The following is a 16332-nucleotide window of genomic DNA, read 5'->3' on the forward strand; positions in this document are numbered from 1 at the left end:
GGCTGGATTTTCTCTGCCGTTCGGCCTAAGGGCCGCGCCCAACAAAGCCCGAAAGCCGGACGGCGGGGGCCAGCCTAGTACGCTCAAGCGAACCAACGCCAACAGGATGACCCGCGTGGCGTCGCCTTGCGGCCATGCAGATTTGACCAGACCAATGAACCTATCCTCCCTCCTTTATCCCGCCACCGTGCGCGCCAATGTGCAGCTCGATTCCAAAAAGGCGCTGTTCCCCTATGTCGGCGAACTGGCGGCGCGGTCGCTGGGACTCGACGCGGGCGAAGTGAGCGAGGCGCTGCTCGAGCGCGAGCGGCTCGGTTCGACCGGCTTTGGTCGCGGCATTGCCTTGCCGCATGCCAAGATGGCCGATCTCAACGGCGTGCGTGGCATGTTCCTGCAGCTCGCGCGGCCGATCGATTTTCAGGCGGTCGATGGTTTGCCGGTCGATCTTCTCTTCATACTGCTGTCGCCGCTCGACGCGGGCGCCGACCATCTGAAGGCCCTCGCCGGCGTATCGCGTATGCTACGCAATGAGAGCATTGCCGAACGATTGCGCGGTGCGAAGAATGACGAAGCGCTCTATGCCATGCTCGTCGATGCCGAAGCGCGCGACGCGGCCTGACCTTCCGGGGCGGATGCTCCGATGACGCGCTTCACCAGCCGGTTCCTCGTCGATCTTCTTATCCGCGAAACCGAGGCCGCGGGCGGATTCGCTGCGGTTCTTGCCGCGGGCGATGATCATTCCGGCTCGATCCTCGTCCAGTGCAGCGACCGAGGGGTGGCGGGGCCGCTGCTCGAACGCCGCTTTGCGATGACTGGCAATTATATATGGGAAGCGGTCGGACCCGATCCCGCGAGCGATGGTGAAGAACGCGCAAACTATCAGGACCGGCGGCGAAAAGCCGATCCCGACTTGTGGATCGTCGAACTGGATATCGCAGATGCGCCACGTCTCGTCGCGGAGTGGGGCGCGTTAACTTGACTCTGTTGCGGCGCACAATAGGTGCCCGGCCACTTGATAACGCGTAGGTCGTATCGCGGGTTGCATCCGTCTTTTCGGACAGGCCCGATTTACCGATATGGACACGCAGTCGGATGACGACCGCAGGTGGTTCAGGATCAACGATCCCCCAGCCTGTTAGATTTAGGTTCGTCAGCCGCCCTTTTGACGGATTAGATGAGTCGTATTCTGAACGCTGCCAGCGTGGCTGCCGTGGGCATCACTGCCTTTGCCGCGCTGTCGTTGGCCGAACCCGGCTTCGCCAGTGATCTGGCCGCCGACGCCAACATTCCCGCGATCACGCTGCCCGCCGCCGATGTTCCGGCCGACAGCGATGCGGCAGCTCCGTCGACCGAAGCCGAAACGCCGGTCGATACCGCCACCGACGACAGCGCTGTTGCCGATACATTGGCCCAGTTGGTCGCGGCGACCCCGAAGCCCGAGACGATCGATCCCGAACTGCGCTGCCTCGCGCAGGCGGTCTATTTCGAATCGCGCGGCGAATCGCTCGCGGGGCAGCTCGCGGTCGCACATGTCGTGATCAACCGCGCGAAGTCGGGCCGCTTCCCGACGAGCCTGTGCGGCGTCGTCCATCAGCCGAGCCAGTTCAGCTTCGTGCGCCGCGGCAAGATGCCCGCCGTGCGCAATGCCGGCCAATGGTCGAATGCGATCGCAATCGCGCAGATCGCGCGCGACGGCAGCTGGCAGAACAAGGCGCCAGGCGCGCTGTTCTTCCATGCGCGCTACGTCTCGCCCGGCTGGCGCAAGACGCGCATCGCGCAGATCGACAATCATATCTTCTATCGCTGAATTCGAGGGTGCGGGGGCCACGCCCCCCACCTCGTTCATTGCCAAGCCATTTTTGCTGGCGCATGATGCGGGCATGACGCGTCAATTTTCCGTCGCCCTGCTCGCGGCAGTGGCGCTTGCGCTCGGCGGCTGTGCCACGGCGGTTCCCCCCGTCGAGGTTACCCGCTTCCATAACAATGCAACCGCCGGCCTGGCCCCAGGTACGCGCTATGCCGTCGAAGTGCTGCCGCACGGCGATGCCTCGGCGACGGGCGGCGCGGCGCAGCCGTCACTCGAATGGAACAGTTATCGCATCGCGGTGGAGCGTCAGCTGCAGTTGCTGGGCTTCGTCGCTGCGCCCGAAGGAGCGGCCGCGCCGCTCAAGGTTCGCATAGCCTTCGACCGCAGCGATCGCATGCCGCTTGCGAAGCGTTCGCCGGTTTCGGTCGGCGTTGGCGGATCGACCGGCAGCTATGGCTCGGGGGTGGGCCTCGGTATCGGCATCAATCTTGGTGGCGGGCCGAAACAGATGCAGGATCTGCAGCTGTCGGTGCGTATCGATGACGCGGCCACGGGCCAGGCCGTGTGGGAAGGCCGGGCGCTCAGCGCGGTGCCGGTGAAGGCGCCTGCGGCACAACCGTCGATTGCTGCCGCGAAATTGGCCGAAGCCCTATTCAAGGACTTCCCCGGCGAATCGGGACGCACTATCAGCGTTCCATGACAATCAGCATCAACGCCGCCTTCGACAGCGGCAATATCGTCGTGGATTCGATCGATGGCACGCGTGCCCGCCTTTCGATCCGCAAGGATCGCGAATCCGATTTCTTCCAGTGGTTCCATTTCCGCGTGGGCTGCGCGGTGGGCGATGAACTTGAACTGGCGATCGCCGGGCTCGGCGATTCGGCCTATCCCGATGGCTGGCCCGGCTATGCCGCCTGCGCCAGCTATGACCGCGAAAACTGGTTCCGGCTCGACACCGGCTACGAAGCCGGGACGCTCACCATCAACCACAGCGCCGAAGGGCAGCTTCTGTGGATCGCCTATTTCGCGCCCTATTCGATGGAACGGCATCACGACCTGGTCGCCTCTGTCGCTGAATGCGACGGCGTTTCCTATCGCTGTCTCGGCACCAGTCTTGAGGGGCAGCCGATCGACTGCCTCGAAATGGGCACCGGGCCGGTCCAGGTGTGGCTGTACGCGCGCCAGCATCCGGGCGAGAGCATGGCCGAATGGTGGATGGAAGGCGCGCTTGAGAAGCTCACCGATCCGGCCGATCCCCATGCCCGGTCGCTACGGCAGAAATGCCGTTTCCACCTCGTCCCGAACATGAACCCCGATGGGTCGCGCCGCGGTCATCTGCGCACCAACTATGCCGGGGTGAATCTCAACCGCGAATGGGACAATCCCACTGCCGATCGCAGCCCCGAAGTGCTCGCGGTGCGCAATGCGATGGACGAAAGCGGCGTCGATTGGGCGATGGACGTTCATGGCGACGAGGCGATTCCGGCGGTGTTCCTGGCGGGTTTCGAGGGCATCCCGTCGTTGAAGGACGAGCAACAGGCGCGCTATCTGGCCTTCCAGTCCGCCCTTGCCGCCAACACGCCCGATTTCCAGACCGCGCTCGGCTATGAAAGCTCAGCGCCGGGCAAGGCCAATCTGTCGATGTCGACGACGCAGCTCGCCGAACGCTTTGGTGCGGTGTCGATGACGATCGAAATGCCGTTCAAGGACAATCGCGATCTGCCCGATCCCGTCGCCGGCTGGTCGCCCGAACGCTCGAAGCTGCTCGCGCACGCGTGCCTCGCGACGCTGGATCAGATGCTTTGACCGATGCCGCAGGTCGGGACGGCTGGCATATCGTCGAGGACGATCTGTCAGGCGCCCCGATCCGCGCGCTGCTCGAACGGCATTTTGCCGGCATGCTCGCAAACTCGCCCGAGGAAAGCTGCCATTTTCTTGATTTCGAGGGACTGAAGGCCCCCGGTGTTACCTTCTGGTCGATTCATTGCGGCCCCGATCTGGCGGGTTGCGGCGCGCTGAAGCGGCTCGATGGCCGGCACGGCGAGATCAAGTCGATGCGCACCGCCGACGCCTTTCTGCGCCGCGGTGTCGCCGCCCGGATGCTGGGCCACATTATCGAAGAGGCCCGCGCGGCCGGGCTTGAGCGGCTCAGCCTCGAAACCGGGTCAGGCGCTGCCTTCGAACCGGCGCTCGCGCTCTACCGGCGACATGGCTTCACCGATTGTGGGCCATTCGCGGATTACAGGCCCGATCCATTCAGTCGCTTCATGACGCGCGCAATCTAGCAACGCCGAGCAGAAACGGGGCCCGGAAGGGACAGCCGGACCCCGTTCGTACGGCCCATTCGGACCGGCGTTAGCCGCTGGCTTACGCGGCTTTCTTGGCTTCGATCGCCGTGGGCTGCGTGCCGCCGATGGCAATCTTGTGCGGCTTCATCGCTTCGGGCACTTCGCGCACCAGGTCGATGATCAGCAGCCCGTCGGCGAGGTCAGCGCGATCGACGCGCACGAAATCGGCAAGCTGGAAGCGGCGCTCGAAGGCGCGCGTCGCAATACCGCTATACAGAAGCTGGCGCGTTTCGCCTTCCTTCGCGGGCGCCTTGCGGCCGCTGACGGTCAGCATATTCTGCTGCGCGGTGATGTCGATCTCGTCGCTCTTGAAACCCGCCACCGCGACAGTGATGCGGAAATGGTCGTCGGCGACCTTCTCGATATCGAAGGGCGGATAATTTTCGGCAGAACCGCTGTTTTCCAGAAAGTCGAACAGACGATCGAAACCGACGGTCGAGCGGCGATAGGGGGTCCAGTCAAAGCTGTTACGCATGGGTCATTCCTTCCTTGCAAAGCGAAGTCATCGGGCCGCGGCATGGCCTGCCGCGGCTTCCATCCGGCCCCGTTTTGGCGACCGGATGTTCCGAATCTGGGATGGCGCCGACCCTTTTCAAGAGGGGCGGTGGCCCTTGCCCGAAAGCCGCGCTATGGCGCCCCCGAATCGCCCGCGCGGGCGCGCCCTTTGTCGAAAGGACAGATCATGCCGCAGCTCATCCTCATCCGTCACGGCCAGTCGCAGTGGAATCTGGAGAACCGCTTCACCGGCTGGTGGGACGTCGATGTCACCGAAAAAGGCGCGGCAGAGGCGTGGGCGGCGGGCGAACTGATGAAGGAAAAGGGTATAGCACCCGACACCTGCTTCACCTCGGTCCAGACGCGCGCGATCAAGACGCTCAACCTCGCGCTCGAGGCGATGGGGCGGCTCTGGCTGCCGGTGACGAAGGATTGGCACCTCAACGAACGCCATTATGGCGGGCTCACCGGCCTCGACAAGGCGGAGACCGCGGCCAGGCATGGCGAGGATCAGGTGAAGATCTGGCGCCGCAGCTTCGACACCCCGCCGCCGCCGCTTGAGGCCGGCTCGCCTTACGATCTGTCGGGCGATCCGCGCTATGCGGGCATCGCGATCCCGGCGACCGAAAGCCTGAAAGACACCATCGCGCGCGTTCTTCCCTATTATGACAGCGCGATTGCGCCGCAGCTGCGGGACGGCAAGACGGTGCTGATCTCGGCGCACGGCAACAGCCTACGTGCGCTGGTGAAGCATTTGTCGGGCATTTCCGACGCTGACATCACCGGCCTCGAAATCCCCACTGGCCAGCCGATCGTCTATGATCTGGACGACGATCTGACGGCGCGCGAGCGCTATTATCTCAGCGAGCGGTGAGCCACCCCGTCATTGCTTCGCTTTGCTCGCAATGACGATTATCCGGGAGGCGATCAGTCGCGCAGCAGTTCGTTGATGCCCGTCTTCGCGCGCGTCTGCGCATCGACGCGCTTGACGATGACGGCGCAGTAGAGCGACGGGCCCGGCGTTCCGTCGGGAAGCGGCTTGCCCGGAAGCGAACCCGGGACAACGACCGAATAAGCCGGAACCTCGCCGATGAAGACCTCACCGGTCGCGCGGTCGATAATCTTGGTCGATGCGCCGAGATAGACGCCCATCGACAGTACCGCGCCCTCGCGCACGATCACGCCCTCGGCCACTTCGGCGCGCGCGCCGATGAAGGCGCCGTCCTCGATCACCACGGGCCCGGCCTGCAGCGGTTCGAGCACGCCGCCGATCCCCGCGCCGCCCGACAGGTGGACGTTCGCGCCGATCTGCGCGCAGCTGCCGACGGTGGCCCAGGCATCGACCATCGATCCCTCGCCGACATAGGCGCCGATGTTGACGAAGCTCGGCATCAGCACGGCGCCCTTGCTGATGAAGGCGCCGCGGCGGACGATCGATCCGGGAACGGCGCGGAAGCCCGCATCGCGGAAGCGGTTCTCGCCCCAGCCGGCGAATTTCGACGGAACCTTGTCCCACCAAGTCGCGCCGCCGGCGCCGCCCTCGATAATCTCCATGTCGTTGAGGCGGAAGGAGAGCAGCACCGCCTTCTTGAGCCACTGATTGACCTGCCACGTTCCGCCGGCATCGCGCTCGGCAACGCGGAAGCTGCCGTCATCGAGGCCCGCGAGTGCCGCCTCGACCGCGTCGCGCACCGCGCCGGTCGTCGTCAGACCGAGCGTCTCGCGTGCATCCCAGGCGGCTTCGATCGTCGATTGCAGGTCGGTGCTCATGAAATTCCCCAAGGTTACGGCCCAAAATGTTCCGGAAGCGCATCAAGCCAGTCGGCGATGTCGTTCACATGAAAATCGACATGGTCCGGCAGGTGGTCGCGATGGCCGCTTTCGCTGCCATTGTCCAGCCATACGGTCGTCATTCCCAGCGCCTTGGCGGGGGTCAGATTGCGCGCCATATCCTCGACGAACAGGCTCTTCGCCGGATCGATTCCGAGATGGCCGATCATCATGCGATAAGCTTCGGCGTCGGGCTTCGGCGTATAGCGCGTCGAGCGAATATCGCAGATGCCGTCGAACAGATCGGCGATGCCCCGCGCGTCGAGCACGCGCGCCGCATAATCGGCATCGGCGTTGGTGAAGATCAGACGGCGGCCGGGCAGGCGCTCGAGTCCGGCGCGCAGCCGCGCATCGGGCGCCAGCCGGTCGAGAGGAATATCGTGGACGTCGACTAGGAAATCTTCGGGATCGACGCCGTGGTGGCGCATCAGCCCCGCCATCGTCGTGCCGTGATCGTGGAAATACTGCTTTTGTACACGCCGCGCTTCGACGGCATCGACGTCCATCAGACGCATGATGAAAGCGCCCATGCGCGCGTCGATCAGGTCGAACAGCCGCGCCGACGGATGGTAGAGCGTGTTGTCGAGATCGAAGATCCAGCAGTCGATATGATCGATCGGTACCGTCATGACGCCGCGCGCCATAGGACGCGCCGCCCGCGACGGCAAGGTAGCCGTGGCACACTTTGCAGTTCCCATGTTACCCCGCTAAGCAGGCTGCCACTGGGCAGCAGGGGACAGACTTATGAAATCGACGATGCTTCTTCCGCTCGCGCTGGCTGGCGCGCTGCTTTCGGCGCCGGTTGCGGCGCAGGCGCCGACGCGCACGGTCATCCACGCCGGCAAATTGATGGCGGAGCCCGGCAAGCCGGTGCGCGGCGCGACGACGATCATCGTCGAAAATGGCAAGGTGGTTGCGATTCTCGACGGCTACCAGCCGGCCGATGCCGGCGCGGTGCTGATCGATCTAAAGGACAAATATGTCCTGCCCGGCCTGATCGACAGCCACGTCCACCTGACCAGCGATGCTGGCGGTCTGGCGGGCCAGCTCGAGGAAGTGACGCTCAGCCCTGCGGCTCAGGCCTTCAATGCCGAGGTAAACGGCCTGAAGACCCTGCGTGCGGGCTTCACCACGGTGCGCAATCTGGGCGATGGCGACGGGGCCACGCTGGCGCTGCGCGACGCGATCCTGGCGGGGAAGGTGCAGGGGCCGCGCATCGTCGATGCGGGCAACGCGATTTCGGGTAGCGCCGGGCATATGGACGGATCGCTCGGCTATCGGGACGAACTGCGCCCCTATTTCCAGGGAGCGGGGAACACCTGCAACGGTGCCGACGATTGCCGCCGTGCCGTCCGGCTTCAGGTCGGGCGCGGCGCCGACGTGATCAAATTCGCTTCGACGGGCGGCGTCAACAGCCGCATCGGCGCCGGGCTGGGCAAGCAGATGTTCGACGACGAAGCCAAGGCGATCGTCGCTACCGCGCATATGTTCGGCAAAAAGGTCGCGGTCCATGCGCACGGTGCCGACGGCATCCGCCTGGCGCTCGACGCCGGCGCCGATTCGATCGAGCACGGCACGATCCTCGACGAAGCGACGATCGCCGCCTGGACGAAGTCGAAGGCTTATTATGTTCCGACCCTGTCGACCGTGAACGGCTACAAGGAGCGGCTGGCGGCGAACGCCAATGCCTATGAACCCGATGTGCTCGCCAAGATTCGCTGGCGCATCTCGATCACCGGGAAAAGCCTCGAGCAACTCGTCCCGCGCGGCGTGCGTATCGCCTTCGGCACCGACGCGGGCGTGTCCAAGCATGGCCGCAACGCCGACGAATTCGAACTGATGGTCCAGCACGGCATGACGCCCGTTGAAGCGCTGAAGGCTGCGACGGTCAACGCCGCGGATCTGCTGGGCCTGTCGGACGAAATCGGCACGATCGCGCCGGGAAAGAGCGCGGACATCATCGCGGTGGCGAGTGACCCGGTTGCCGATGTGACGGTGCTGAAAAAGGTCGACTTCGTGATGGCGCGGGGGGCAGTGGTTGATTGACCCGCAGCATCATCGCGAGGAGCGAAGCGACGCGGCAATCCAGTGCTGCATCGACCAGCTCCGGATTGAGCCGCTTCGTTCGCAATGACGCGCTCTATTATGCCAACGCCGCGCGCAACCGCAGCCACCGCTCCAGCTTCGCCGCATAGCCCACCGTATTCGCCGCGCTGCTTGATGGCAGATCGACGAGCGCGACGCCCTCAAGCACGGGCACTTGCCTTCGCCCAATCGCTGCGGCCTTGTTGCCGTTGAAGGCGATCATGCGCAGATCGGGCAGTGCCGCGATCAGGGCGCCAAGGTCGTGCGCCTCGGCCTCGCGGATCAGCGAATCGCTGCTCGTAAGCCGCTCGGCCGAACGGATCACGTCCCATAGCCCGATTTTCGCATCCGCGAGCGCGCCCAGCCGCTCGTCATAGGTCAGGACGGCGAGCGGCCGGTCGATCGCGGCGCCTACCAGTCGCCAGAACTGGTTCGTTGGATGCGCATAATAGCGCCGCTCGGCGAGGGAACGCGCGCCGGGCAGGCTGCCGAGAATCAGCAGGCGCGTGTCGGGCGCGACGTGCGGTGCGAAGCTGGCGTGGCGGACCGGAGGCATTTACGGGCCGCTACCGGCCGGAAATCCGCGGCGCAAGCCGCTTGACGCTTGACCGCAAAGGGAATCACCGCTAGGGGCGCCCCCGATCGAAAGCGGCGGACTTCTCGCCAAACTCGTTCACAACAGCGCTTGAACATTGCTGGCGCGGATGGAGCCTCCGGAGGACGAATGTGTCCGCCGGGGTCTTTTGCTGTTATCAGGTCGGGGCATTTCGATGCCCCGGAGCTTCATCCACCGCGGTAGAGTAACCGTTCGCTCCGATGGGCGGACACTTGAAGGTGAAGCATTCATGCCCACGATCAACCAGCTGGTCCGCAAGGGCCGGACTCCGCAGAAAGTGAAGTCCAAGGTCCCGGCGATGGAAGCAAACCCGCAGAAGCGCGGCGTTTGCACCCGTGTCTATACGACGACCCCGAAAAAGCCGAACTCGGCGCTCCGCAAGGTTGCGAAGGTCCGCCTGACCAACCAGCGCGAAGTCATTTCCTACATCCCCGGCGAAGGCCACAACCTCCAGGAACACAGCGTCGTGCTGATCCGCGGCGGCCGTGTGCGCGACCTTCCCGGTGTCCGTTACCACGTCCTGCGCGGCGTTCTGGACACCCAGGGTGTGAAAGACCGCAAGCAGAGCCGTTCGAAATACGGTGCGAAGCGTCCGAAGTAAGGACGGCATTTTCGGCTATTTGATCATCCCGCGGGCGCGTTGCGCCGGGATGCTGTTGTAAAAGGAATTACCTATGGCTCGTCGTCGTCGTCCTGAACGCCGCGAAATCCTGCCCGATCCCCGTTTCGGGGATGTCGTGCTGTCGAAGTTCATGAACAGTGTCATGCTCGACGGTAAGAAGTCGGTCGCCGAAAGCATCGTCTATGGCGCACTCGAAGCGGTCGAAGCCCGCGCCAAGAAGGAGCCGCTCGGCGTGTTCCATGAGGCGCTCGCCAATATCCGTCCGAATATCGAAGTCCGCAGCCGCCGCGTCGGCGGTGCGACCTATCAGGTTCCGGTCGAAGTCCGTCCGGACCGCGCACAGGCGCTCGCGATCCGCTGGCTGATCACCGCGGCGCGCAACCGCAGCGAAACCACGATGGCCGCGCGCCTGTCGGGCGAACTGCTCGATGCGTCGAACAATCGCGGCAACGCGGTCAAGAAGCGCGAAGACACGCACCGCATGGCCGAAGCTAACCGCGCCTTCAGCCACTACCGCTGGTAATTTGCGAGGGCGCCCCCCGGCGTCTCGCAATCGCAACAAAACTTCCTATATCGGGGGCGGCTCCAAAGGCTTCCCCCAAAAACCGAGGAAAAGATCATGGCACGCAGCCATCCGCTCGAACGCTATCGCAATTTCGGTATCATGGCGCACATCGACGCCGGCAAGACCACGACGACCGAGCGCATTCTCTATTACACCGGCAAGTCCTACAAGATCGGCGAAGTCCACGACGGCGCTGCCACGATGGACTGGATGGAACAGGAACAGGAACGCGGCATCACGATCACGTCGGCTGCCACCACCTGCCTGTGGAAGGCCGATGAAGGTCAGGGTCCGGAACACCGCCTGAACATCATCGACACCCCCGGACACGTTGACTTCACCATCGAAGTCGAACGCAGCTTGCGCGTCCTCGACGGCGCCGTCGCCGCGTTCGACGGCGTTGCGGGTGTCGAACCGCAGTCGGAAACCGTGTGGCGCCAGGCGGACAAGTACAAGGTTCCGCGGATGTGCTTCATCAACAAGCTCGACCGCACCGGCGCCAATTTCTATTACTGCGTTCAGACGATCATCGATCGTCTGGGTGCGGTGCCGGCCGTCCTGTACCTCCCCATCGGGGCGGAATCGGACTTCAAGGGCCTCGTCGACCTCGTCAACGAACGCGCGATCATCTGGAAGGATGAAAGCCTGGGCGCCGAATTCTTCTACGAAGACATCCCGGCCGACCTCGCCGACAAGGCTGCCGAATATCGCGAAAAGCTCGTCGAACTCGCCGTCGAACAGGACGACGATGCGATGGAAGCCTATCTCGAAGGCACGCTGCCCGACGTGGCGACGCTGAAAGCGCTGATCCGCAAGGGCACGCTCGGCCAGGCGTTCGTTCCGGTCCTGTGCGGCTCGGCGTTCAAGAACAAGGGCGTCCAGACGCTGCTCGACGCGGTTGTCGATTATCTGCCTTCGCCGCTCGACATCCCCGACGTCCAGGGCATCAACCCCGACACCGAGGAAGCCGATTCGCGTCCGACGTCGGACAGCGCACCGCTGTCGATGCTCGCGTTCAAGATCATGAACGACCCGTTCGTCGGTTCGCTCACCTTCGCGCGCATCTATTCGGGTACGCTCTCGAAGGGCACCTATCTGAACTCGGTGAAGGACAAGAAGGAAAAGATCGGCCGTATGCTCCTCATGCACGCCAACTCGCGTGAGGACATCGAAGAAGCCTATGCGGGCGACATCGTCGCGCTCGCCGGCCTCAAGGAAACCACGACGGGCGACACGATCTGCGCGAGCAATGCGCCGATCATCCTCGAACGGATGGAATTCCCCGAGCCGGTCATCGAGCTGTCGGTCGAACCCAAGACCAAGGCCGACCAGGAAAAGATGGGCGTTGCCCTCAACCGCCTGGCAGCCGAGGATCCCTCGTTCCGCGTCTCGACCGACCATGAATCGGGCCAGACGATCATCAAGGGCATGGGCGAGCTTCACCTCGACATTCTCGTCGATCGCATGAAGCGCGAATTCAAGGTCGAAGCAAATGTCGGTGCGCCGCAGGTGGCGTATCGCGAAAGCCTCGCGAAGCCGGTCGAAGTTGACTACACCCACAAGAAGCAGTCGGGTGGTTCGGGTCAGTTCGGTCGCGTCAAGGTCCAGGTCACCCCGGGCGAGCGCGGCAGCGGCGTCACCTTCACCGACGAGATCAAGGGCGGCAACATTCCGCGCGAATATATCCCGGCGGTCGAAAAGGGTTTCCGCGAATCGGCTGAAAACGGTCACATGATCGGCTTCCCGATCATCGACTTCGACATCAAGCTGATCGACGGTGCGTACCACGATGTCGACTCGTCGGCGCTGGCGTTCGAAATCGCGGGCCGTGCGGCGATGCGCGAAGTGGCGGCAAAGGCCGGCATCAAGCTGCTCGAACCGGTGATGAAGGTCGAAGTTGTTACCCCTGAAGAATTCATGGGCGACGTGATCGGCGACCTCAACAGCCGTCGTGGCCAGATCCAGGGTACGGACAGCCGCGGCAACGCCCAGGTGGTTGAAGCCATCGTGCCGCTCGCCAATATGTTCGGCTACGTCAACCAGCTGCGTTCTTTCACCCAGGGCCGGGCCCAGTACACGATGCAGTTCTCGCACTATGAAGAAGTGCCGAACAACGTCGCGGACGAGGTGAAGGCGAAGATGGCCTGATCCGGTTTGGCCGTGCGGGGCTTGCCTCGCACGGCGGACCCGGACAAGCGCGGGCTTGCACCGCGCAGCAAGACCTACTAAGGGCGGCGCCTGATTCAGCAGGCTCGTCCAGGACTGATCAACTCAACACGCGAACAAGAAGGTTCAAGAAACATGGCTAAGGCTAAATTTGAGCGGACGAAGCCGCACTGCAACATCGGCACCATCGGTCACGTCGACCATGGCAAGACCTCGCTGACCGCCGCGATCACCAAGGTGCTCGCCGAAGAAGGTCTGTCGCAGAAGGTCGACTTCGAAAACATCGACAAGGCGCCCGAAGAGCGCGAACGCGGCATCACCATTTCGACCGCGCACGTCGAATATGAAACCAAGGAACGCCACTATGCGCACGTCGACTGCCCGGGTCACGCCGACTATGTGAAGAACATGATCACCGGCGCGGCGCAGATGGACGGCGCGATCCTGGTGGTTTCGGCTGCTGACGGCCCGATGCCGCAGACCAAGGAGCACATCCTGCTCGCGAAGCAGGTCGGCGTTCCGACCATGGTCGTCTTCCTGAACAAGGTTGACCAGCTCGACGATCCCGAACTGCTCGAACTCGTCGAGCTCGAAATCCGCGAAGAACTTTCGAAGCGCGATTTCGACGGCGACAATATTCCGATCATCGCGGGTTCGGCTCTGGCCGCCCTCGAAAGCCGCGACGACAACATCGGCAAGGAAGCTATCCTGAAGCTGATGGAAGCCGTCGACAGCTGGATCCCGCAGCCGGAACGCCCGCTCGACAAGCCCTTCCTGATGCCGATCGAAGACGTGTTCTCGATTTCGGGTCGTGGTACGGTTGTCACCGGCCGCGTCGAAACCGGTATCGTCAAGGTTGGTGAAGAAGTTGAAATCGTCGGCATCAAGGACACCAAGAAGACGACCGTCACCGGCGTCGAAATGTTCCGCAAGCTGCTCGATCAGGGCCAGGCTGGCGACAACATCGGTGCGCTGATCCGCGGCGTCGGCCGTGAAGAAGTCGAGCGTGGCCAGGTTCTGGCGAAGCCCGGCTCGATCACGCCGCACACCGAGTTCAGCTCGGAAGTGTACGTCCTGTCGAAGGACGAAGGCGGTCGTCACACGCCGTTCTTCGCGAACTATCGTCCGCAGTTCTACTTCCGTACCACTGACGTCACCGGCGAAGTCATCCTGCCGGAAGGCACGGAAATGGTCATGCCGGGCGACAACGTCCAGCTGACGGTCAAGCTCATCGCTCCGATCGCCATGGACCAGGGCCTGCGCTTCGCGATCCGCGAAGGTGGCCGCACGGTCGGCGCAGGGGTTGTGGCCTCGATCATTAAGTAATATAGGGCCTCGAGCCGCTCGAATCGGGTGATTCGGGCGGCTCGTAGCTTTTGAGATTTTTGATGGCCTTTCCGGCCTCCATGCGGGGGTCGGGACGGGCCATTTCGGCTCTTTCGCATCGTCAGACGGGATTCGACTGGAATAGTCATGGAAACGCAGAATATTCGCATTCGCCTGAAGGCCTTTGATCACCGCGTGCTCGATCAGGCCACCACCGACATCGCCGATACGGCACGTCGTACGGGCGCCCTCATTCGCGGTCCCATCCCGCTGCCGACGCGCATTGAAAAATTCACCGTGAACCGCGGTCCGCATGTCGACAAGAAGTCGCGCGAGCAGTTCGAGGTGCGTACCCACAAGCGGCTGCTCGACATCGTTCAGCCCACCCCGCAGACGGTCGATGCGCTGATGAAGCTCGACCTCGCCGCGGGCGTGAACGTCGAAATCAAGTTGGCCTAAATAGCCAGCGTGCTCCGGACTTGATCCGGAGCCCAGGGTAGAAGCGGCCGATAGGCCGCACTGAAACCGCCCTGGGTTCCTGCTTTCGCAGGGACACATTCAGGTTTCGGAGGATACCGCCGGATTTATCCGGGCTGCGTCCCCCGTCTTGCCGCTGATCCCACGGGAAAGCGGCACCTCAGCCCGGACGGGGCGATGCATCGAAATTTCGGGCTGGGAGGACCGTCATCGAGCGCAGGTTCGGTGGGGTCCACATGCCGTGCGGAAATGGTTCTGCCCGGCCTCTGTTAGGAGTGAATGATCATGCGCACTGGCGTGATCGCGAAAAAAATGGGGATGACCCGCCTGTTTCAGGACGATGGCCGCCATGTGCCCGTCACCGTTCTGAGCCTCGAAGGCTGCCAGGTCGTCTCGGTTCGCGAAAAGGAACGCGACGGCTATGTGGCCGTCCAGCTCGGTGCCGGCTCGGCAAAGGCGAAGAATGTCGCCAAGCCGCAGCGCGGGGCCTATGGCAAGGCCGAGGTTGAGCCCAAGGCGAAGCTCGTCGAATTCCGCGTCGCTGACGACGCGACGCTTGACGTCGGCGCCGAACTGTCGGCCGACCATTTCGTCGCCGGCCAGATGGTCGATATCCAGGGTGTCACCCAGGGTAAGGGCTTTGCCGGTGCGATGAAGCGCTGGGGTTTCGGCGGTATGCGCGCCACCCACGGTGTTTCCATCAGCCACCGTGCTCATGGTTCGACCGGTAACCGTCAGGATCCGGGCCGCGTCTTCAAGAACAAGAAGATGGCTGGCCACATGGGCGCGCGCAATCGCACCCAGCAGAATCTCGAAATCGTCCGCACCGACGCCGAGCGCGGTCTTCTCTTCGTCAAGGGTTCGGTCCCTGGCTCGAAGGGCGGCTGGCTGCTGGTTCGCGATGCGATGAAGCTGCCGCGCCACCCCGAAGCCCCCTATCCGGCGGCGGTCAAGAGCGCGGCGAACAGCAACAATGCCCCGGCTGAAACCCCTGCGGAAGCAGAGGTCGAAACGACCGCGGCCGACGGCGCACAGGAGTCCTGATCATGAAGGTCAAGGTACAGACCCTCGATGGCAAGGCTGGCGCCGACATCGATCTTAACGACGACGTCTTCGGCGTCGACGCGCGGGCGGACATCCTCCACCGCGTCGTCGCCTGGCAGCTCGAAAAGCGTCGCGGCCCCGCCCGCGCTGCCCGTGAGCGCAGCGACGTTGCCCGCACCGGCAAGAAGTTCGGTCGCCAGAAGGGCGGCGGTACCGCCCGTCACGGCGATCGCAAGGCGCCGATCTTCATCGGCGGTGGTAAGGCGCACGGTCCCCGGGCCCGCACTTTCGGCCACTCGCTGAACAAGAAGATCCGCACCCTTGGTCTCAAGATGGCCCTGAGCGACAAGGCAAAGGGCGGCAAGCTCGTTGTCATCGACACGCTCGAGCTCAAGGAAGCCAAGACCAAGGCGCTGGCCGGCAAGCTCGGCAAGCTCGACCTCGGTCGCCGTGCGCTCTTCATCGACGGCGATGCGGTCCATGACAGCTTCGCCCAGGCTTCGGCCAACATCGTCGGCGTCGATTCGCTGCCGGCGATCGGTGCCAACGTCTATGACATCCTTCGCGCCGACACGCTGGTCCTGACCCGCGCGGCGGTCGAAAAGCTGGAGGCCCGCTGCAATGGCTAAGGCAAAGACCATCGATGCGCGTCACTATGACGTGATCCTGTCGCCAGTGATCACCGAAAAGTCGACGCTGCTCAGCGAAAACGACGCAGTCGTCTTCCGCGTCGCCAACGACGCAACGAAGCCGGCGATCAAGGCCGCCGTCGAGGCGCTGTTCGATGTCAAGGTGCTCAGCGTGAACACGCTGGTCACCAAGGGCAAGACCAAGCGCTGGAAGGGCAAGCCCTACACCCGCAGCGACGTGAAGAAGGCGATCGTTCGCCTGGCCGAAGGCCAGTCGATCGACGTCACCACCGGCGTCTGACGGATAGGGGAAGGCAGAGAA

General features: G+C 63.6%; 20 protein-coding genes. 16 read left to right on the forward strand and 4 right to left on the reverse strand.

Going from position 1 to position 16332, the window contains the following annotated elements:
- Nucleotides 1-154: 154 nt before the first annotated feature.
- From ACT17R_RS08160 to ACT17R_RS08185, 6 genes are all read left to right on the forward strand, one after another.
- The gene (locus tag ACT17R_RS08160) at nt 155-619 is read left to right on the forward strand and encodes a PTS sugar transporter subunit IIA (protein WP_062901396.1); all 465 of its coding nucleotides are present in this window, start codon (nt 155-157) and stop codon (nt 617-619) included.
- 21 nt (nt 620-640) lie between these two features.
- Entirely contained in the window at nt 641-979 is a 339-nt protein-coding gene (locus ACT17R_RS08165) for a DUF1491 family protein (RefSeq protein WP_062901395.1), read from the forward strand.
- A gap of 195 nt (nt 980-1174) precedes the next feature.
- Nucleotides 1175-1807, forward strand: a complete 633-nt coding sequence (locus tag ACT17R_RS08170; protein WP_062901394.1) for a cell wall hydrolase — start codon at nt 1175-1177, stop codon at nt 1805-1807.
- 73 nt (nt 1808-1880) lie between these two features.
- Nucleotides 1881-2507 (forward strand): DUF4136 domain-containing protein, encoded by a 627-nt coding sequence (locus tag ACT17R_RS08175; protein WP_062903067.1) that lies wholly within the window; start codon nt 1881-1883, stop codon nt 2505-2507.
- Nucleotides 2504-3613, forward strand: coding sequence for a M14 family metallopeptidase (locus ACT17R_RS08180; protein ID WP_062901393.1), 1110 nt, complete (start codon nt 2504-2506; stop codon nt 3611-3613). Before ACT17R_RS08175 ends, ACT17R_RS08180 begins: the two co-directional genes overlap by 4 nt.
- On the forward strand, nt 3610-4092 hold the full coding sequence (locus ACT17R_RS08185; RefSeq protein ID WP_444809249.1) for a GNAT family N-acetyltransferase: 483 nt from the start codon (nt 3610-3612) through the stop codon (nt 4090-4092). The genes ACT17R_RS08180 and ACT17R_RS08185 overlap by 4 nt, the downstream gene beginning before the upstream one ends.
- A gap of 82 nt (nt 4093-4174) precedes the next feature.
- Here ACT17R_RS08185 and ACT17R_RS08190 read toward each other — a convergent pair whose 3' ends face one another.
- Nucleotides 4175-4630: an Hsp20 family protein gene (locus ACT17R_RS08190; RefSeq protein WP_062901391.1), complete on the reverse strand. Its 456-nt coding sequence runs from the start codon at nt 4628-4630 to the stop codon at nt 4175-4177.
- 207 nt (nt 4631-4837) lie between these two features.
- Between ACT17R_RS08190 and gpmA the strand changes: the two genes are divergently transcribed.
- Entirely contained in the window at nt 4838-5524 is a 687-nt protein-coding gene (gpmA, locus tag ACT17R_RS08195; protein WP_062903066.1) for a 2,3-diphosphoglycerate-dependent phosphoglycerate mutase, read from the forward strand.
- A gap of 53 nt (nt 5525-5577) precedes the next feature.
- Here gpmA and dapD read toward each other — a convergent pair whose 3' ends face one another.
- Nucleotides 5578-6420 (reverse strand): 2,3,4,5-tetrahydropyridine-2,6-dicarboxylate N-succinyltransferase, encoded by an 843-nt coding sequence (gene dapD / locus ACT17R_RS08200; protein ID WP_003042169.1) that lies wholly within the window; start codon nt 6418-6420, stop codon nt 5578-5580.
- Between the two features lie 14 nt (nt 6421-6434).
- Entirely contained in the window at nt 6435-7109 is a 675-nt protein-coding gene (locus ACT17R_RS08205) for a pyrimidine 5'-nucleotidase (RefSeq protein ID WP_062903065.1), read from the reverse strand.
- Nucleotides 7110-7224: 115 nt separating this feature from the next.
- Between ACT17R_RS08205 and ACT17R_RS08210 the strand changes: the two genes are divergently transcribed.
- Complete coding sequence (locus ACT17R_RS08210) at nt 7225-8526, forward strand: metal-dependent hydrolase family protein (RefSeq protein ID WP_062901390.1); 1302 nt, start codon at nt 7225-7227, stop codon at nt 8524-8526.
- A 97-nt stretch (nt 8527-8623) separates the two neighbouring features.
- Here ACT17R_RS08210 and ACT17R_RS08215 read toward each other — a convergent pair whose 3' ends face one another.
- The gene (locus tag ACT17R_RS08215; RefSeq protein WP_062901389.1) at nt 8624-9121 is read right to left on the reverse strand and encodes a DNA-deoxyinosine glycosylase; all 498 of its coding nucleotides are present in this window, start codon (nt 9119-9121) and stop codon (nt 8624-8626) included.
- A 289-nt stretch (nt 9122-9410) separates the two neighbouring features.
- On the opposite strand from ACT17R_RS08215, the gene rpsL reads away from it, so the two are divergent.
- From rpsL to ACT17R_RS08255, 8 genes are all read left to right on the forward strand, one after another.
- Nucleotides 9411-9782 carry a 30S ribosomal protein S12 gene (rpsL, locus tag ACT17R_RS08220; protein ID WP_003042180.1) on the forward strand — a complete coding sequence of 124 codons (372 nt, stop codon included), beginning with the start codon at nt 9411-9413 and terminating at the stop codon, nt 9780-9782.
- Nucleotides 9783-9855: 73 nt separating this feature from the next.
- Nucleotides 9856-10326: a 30S ribosomal protein S7 gene (gene rpsG / locus ACT17R_RS08225; protein ID WP_003042192.1), complete on the forward strand. Its 471-nt coding sequence runs from the start codon at nt 9856-9858 to the stop codon at nt 10324-10326.
- A 96-nt stretch (nt 10327-10422) separates the two neighbouring features.
- On the forward strand, nt 10423-12516 hold the full coding sequence (gene fusA / locus ACT17R_RS08230; RefSeq protein ID WP_003042194.1) for an elongation factor G: 2094 nt from the start codon (nt 10423-10425) through the stop codon (nt 12514-12516).
- Between the two features lie 153 nt (nt 12517-12669).
- A complete protein-coding gene (tuf, locus tag ACT17R_RS08235; protein WP_062901388.1) occupies nt 12670-13860 on the forward strand; it encodes an elongation factor Tu in 1191 nt (396 codons plus the stop codon).
- A gap of 147 nt (nt 13861-14007) precedes the next feature.
- Nucleotides 14008-14319 carry a 30S ribosomal protein S10 gene (rpsJ, locus tag ACT17R_RS08240; RefSeq protein WP_003042199.1) on the forward strand — a complete coding sequence of 104 codons (312 nt, stop codon included), beginning with the start codon at nt 14008-14010 and terminating at the stop codon, nt 14317-14319.
- 303 nt (nt 14320-14622) lie between these two features.
- A complete protein-coding gene (gene rplC / locus ACT17R_RS08245) occupies nt 14623-15381 on the forward strand; it encodes a 50S ribosomal protein L3 (RefSeq protein ID WP_040589724.1) in 759 nt (252 codons plus the stop codon).
- Between the two features lie 2 nt (nt 15382-15383).
- Nucleotides 15384-16010: a 50S ribosomal protein L4 gene (gene rplD / locus ACT17R_RS08250; protein ID WP_062901387.1), complete on the forward strand. Its 627-nt coding sequence runs from the start codon at nt 15384-15386 to the stop codon at nt 16008-16010.
- Nucleotides 16003-16311: a 50S ribosomal protein L23 gene (locus ACT17R_RS08255; RefSeq protein WP_003042207.1), complete on the forward strand. Its 309-nt coding sequence runs from the start codon at nt 16003-16005 to the stop codon at nt 16309-16311. The genes rplD and ACT17R_RS08255 overlap by 8 nt, the downstream gene beginning before the upstream one ends.
- The last annotated feature ends 21 nt before the right edge of the window (nt 16312-16332 follow it).

The organism is Sphingopyxis sp. Q841 (assembly GCF_052384365.1).
Lineage (GTDB): Bacteria > Pseudomonadota > Alphaproteobacteria > Sphingomonadales > Sphingomonadaceae > Sphingopyxis > Sphingopyxis terrae_A.

Bases quoted from the DNA above. Each gene is read 5' to 3' on its own strand.
- dapD (WP_003042169.1), bottom strand. From the start codon at position 6,420: ATGAGCACCGACCTGCAATCGACGATCGAAGCCGCCTGGGATGCACGC.
- ACT17R_RS08205 (WP_062903065.1), bottom strand. From the start codon at position 7,109: ATGACGGTACCGATCGATCATATCGACTGCTGGATCTTCGATCTCGAC.
- ACT17R_RS08210 (WP_062901390.1), top strand. From the start codon at position 7,225: ATGAAATCGACGATGCTTCTTCCGCTCGCGCTGGCTGGCGCGCTGCTT.
- rplC (WP_040589724.1), top strand. From the start codon at position 14,623: ATGCGCACTGGCGTGATCGCGAAAAAAATGGGGATGACCCGCCTGTTT.
- ACT17R_RS08175 (WP_062903067.1), top strand. From the start codon at position 1,881: ATGACGCGTCAATTTTCCGTCGCCCTGCTCGCGGCAGTGGCGCTTGCG.
- rplD (WP_062901387.1), top strand. From the start codon at position 15,384: ATGAAGGTCAAGGTACAGACCCTCGATGGCAAGGCTGGCGCCGACATC.
- rpsL (WP_003042180.1), top strand. From the start codon at position 9,411: ATGCCCACGATCAACCAGCTGGTCCGCAAGGGCCGGACTCCGCAGAAA.
- ACT17R_RS08165 (WP_062901395.1), top strand. From the start codon at position 641: ATGACGCGCTTCACCAGCCGGTTCCTCGTCGATCTTCTTATCCGCGAA.
- ACT17R_RS08255 (WP_003042207.1), top strand. From the start codon at position 16,003: ATGGCTAAGGCAAAGACCATCGATGCGCGTCACTATGACGTGATCCTG.
- gpmA (WP_062903066.1), top strand. From the start codon at position 4,838: ATGCCGCAGCTCATCCTCATCCGTCACGGCCAGTCGCAGTGGAATCTG.
- fusA (WP_003042194.1), top strand. From the start codon at position 10,423: ATGGCACGCAGCCATCCGCTCGAACGCTATCGCAATTTCGGTATCATG.
- ACT17R_RS08215 (WP_062901389.1), bottom strand. From the start codon at position 9,121: ATGCCTCCGGTCCGCCACGCCAGCTTCGCACCGCACGTCGCGCCCGAC.
- ACT17R_RS08190 (WP_062901391.1), bottom strand. From the start codon at position 4,630: ATGCGTAACAGCTTTGACTGGACCCCCTATCGCCGCTCGACCGTCGGT.
- rpsG (WP_003042192.1), top strand. From the start codon at position 9,856: ATGGCTCGTCGTCGTCGTCCTGAACGCCGCGAAATCCTGCCCGATCCC.
- ACT17R_RS08170 (WP_062901394.1), top strand. From the start codon at position 1,175: ATGAGTCGTATTCTGAACGCTGCCAGCGTGGCTGCCGTGGGCATCACT.
- tuf (WP_062901388.1), top strand. From the start codon at position 12,670: ATGGCTAAGGCTAAATTTGAGCGGACGAAGCCGCACTGCAACATCGGC.
- rpsJ (WP_003042199.1), top strand. From the start codon at position 14,008: ATGGAAACGCAGAATATTCGCATTCGCCTGAAGGCCTTTGATCACCGC.
- ACT17R_RS08180 (WP_062901393.1), top strand. From the start codon at position 2,504: ATGACAATCAGCATCAACGCCGCCTTCGACAGCGGCAATATCGTCGTG.
- ACT17R_RS08160 (WP_062901396.1), top strand. From the start codon at position 155: ATGAACCTATCCTCCCTCCTTTATCCCGCCACCGTGCGCGCCAATGTG.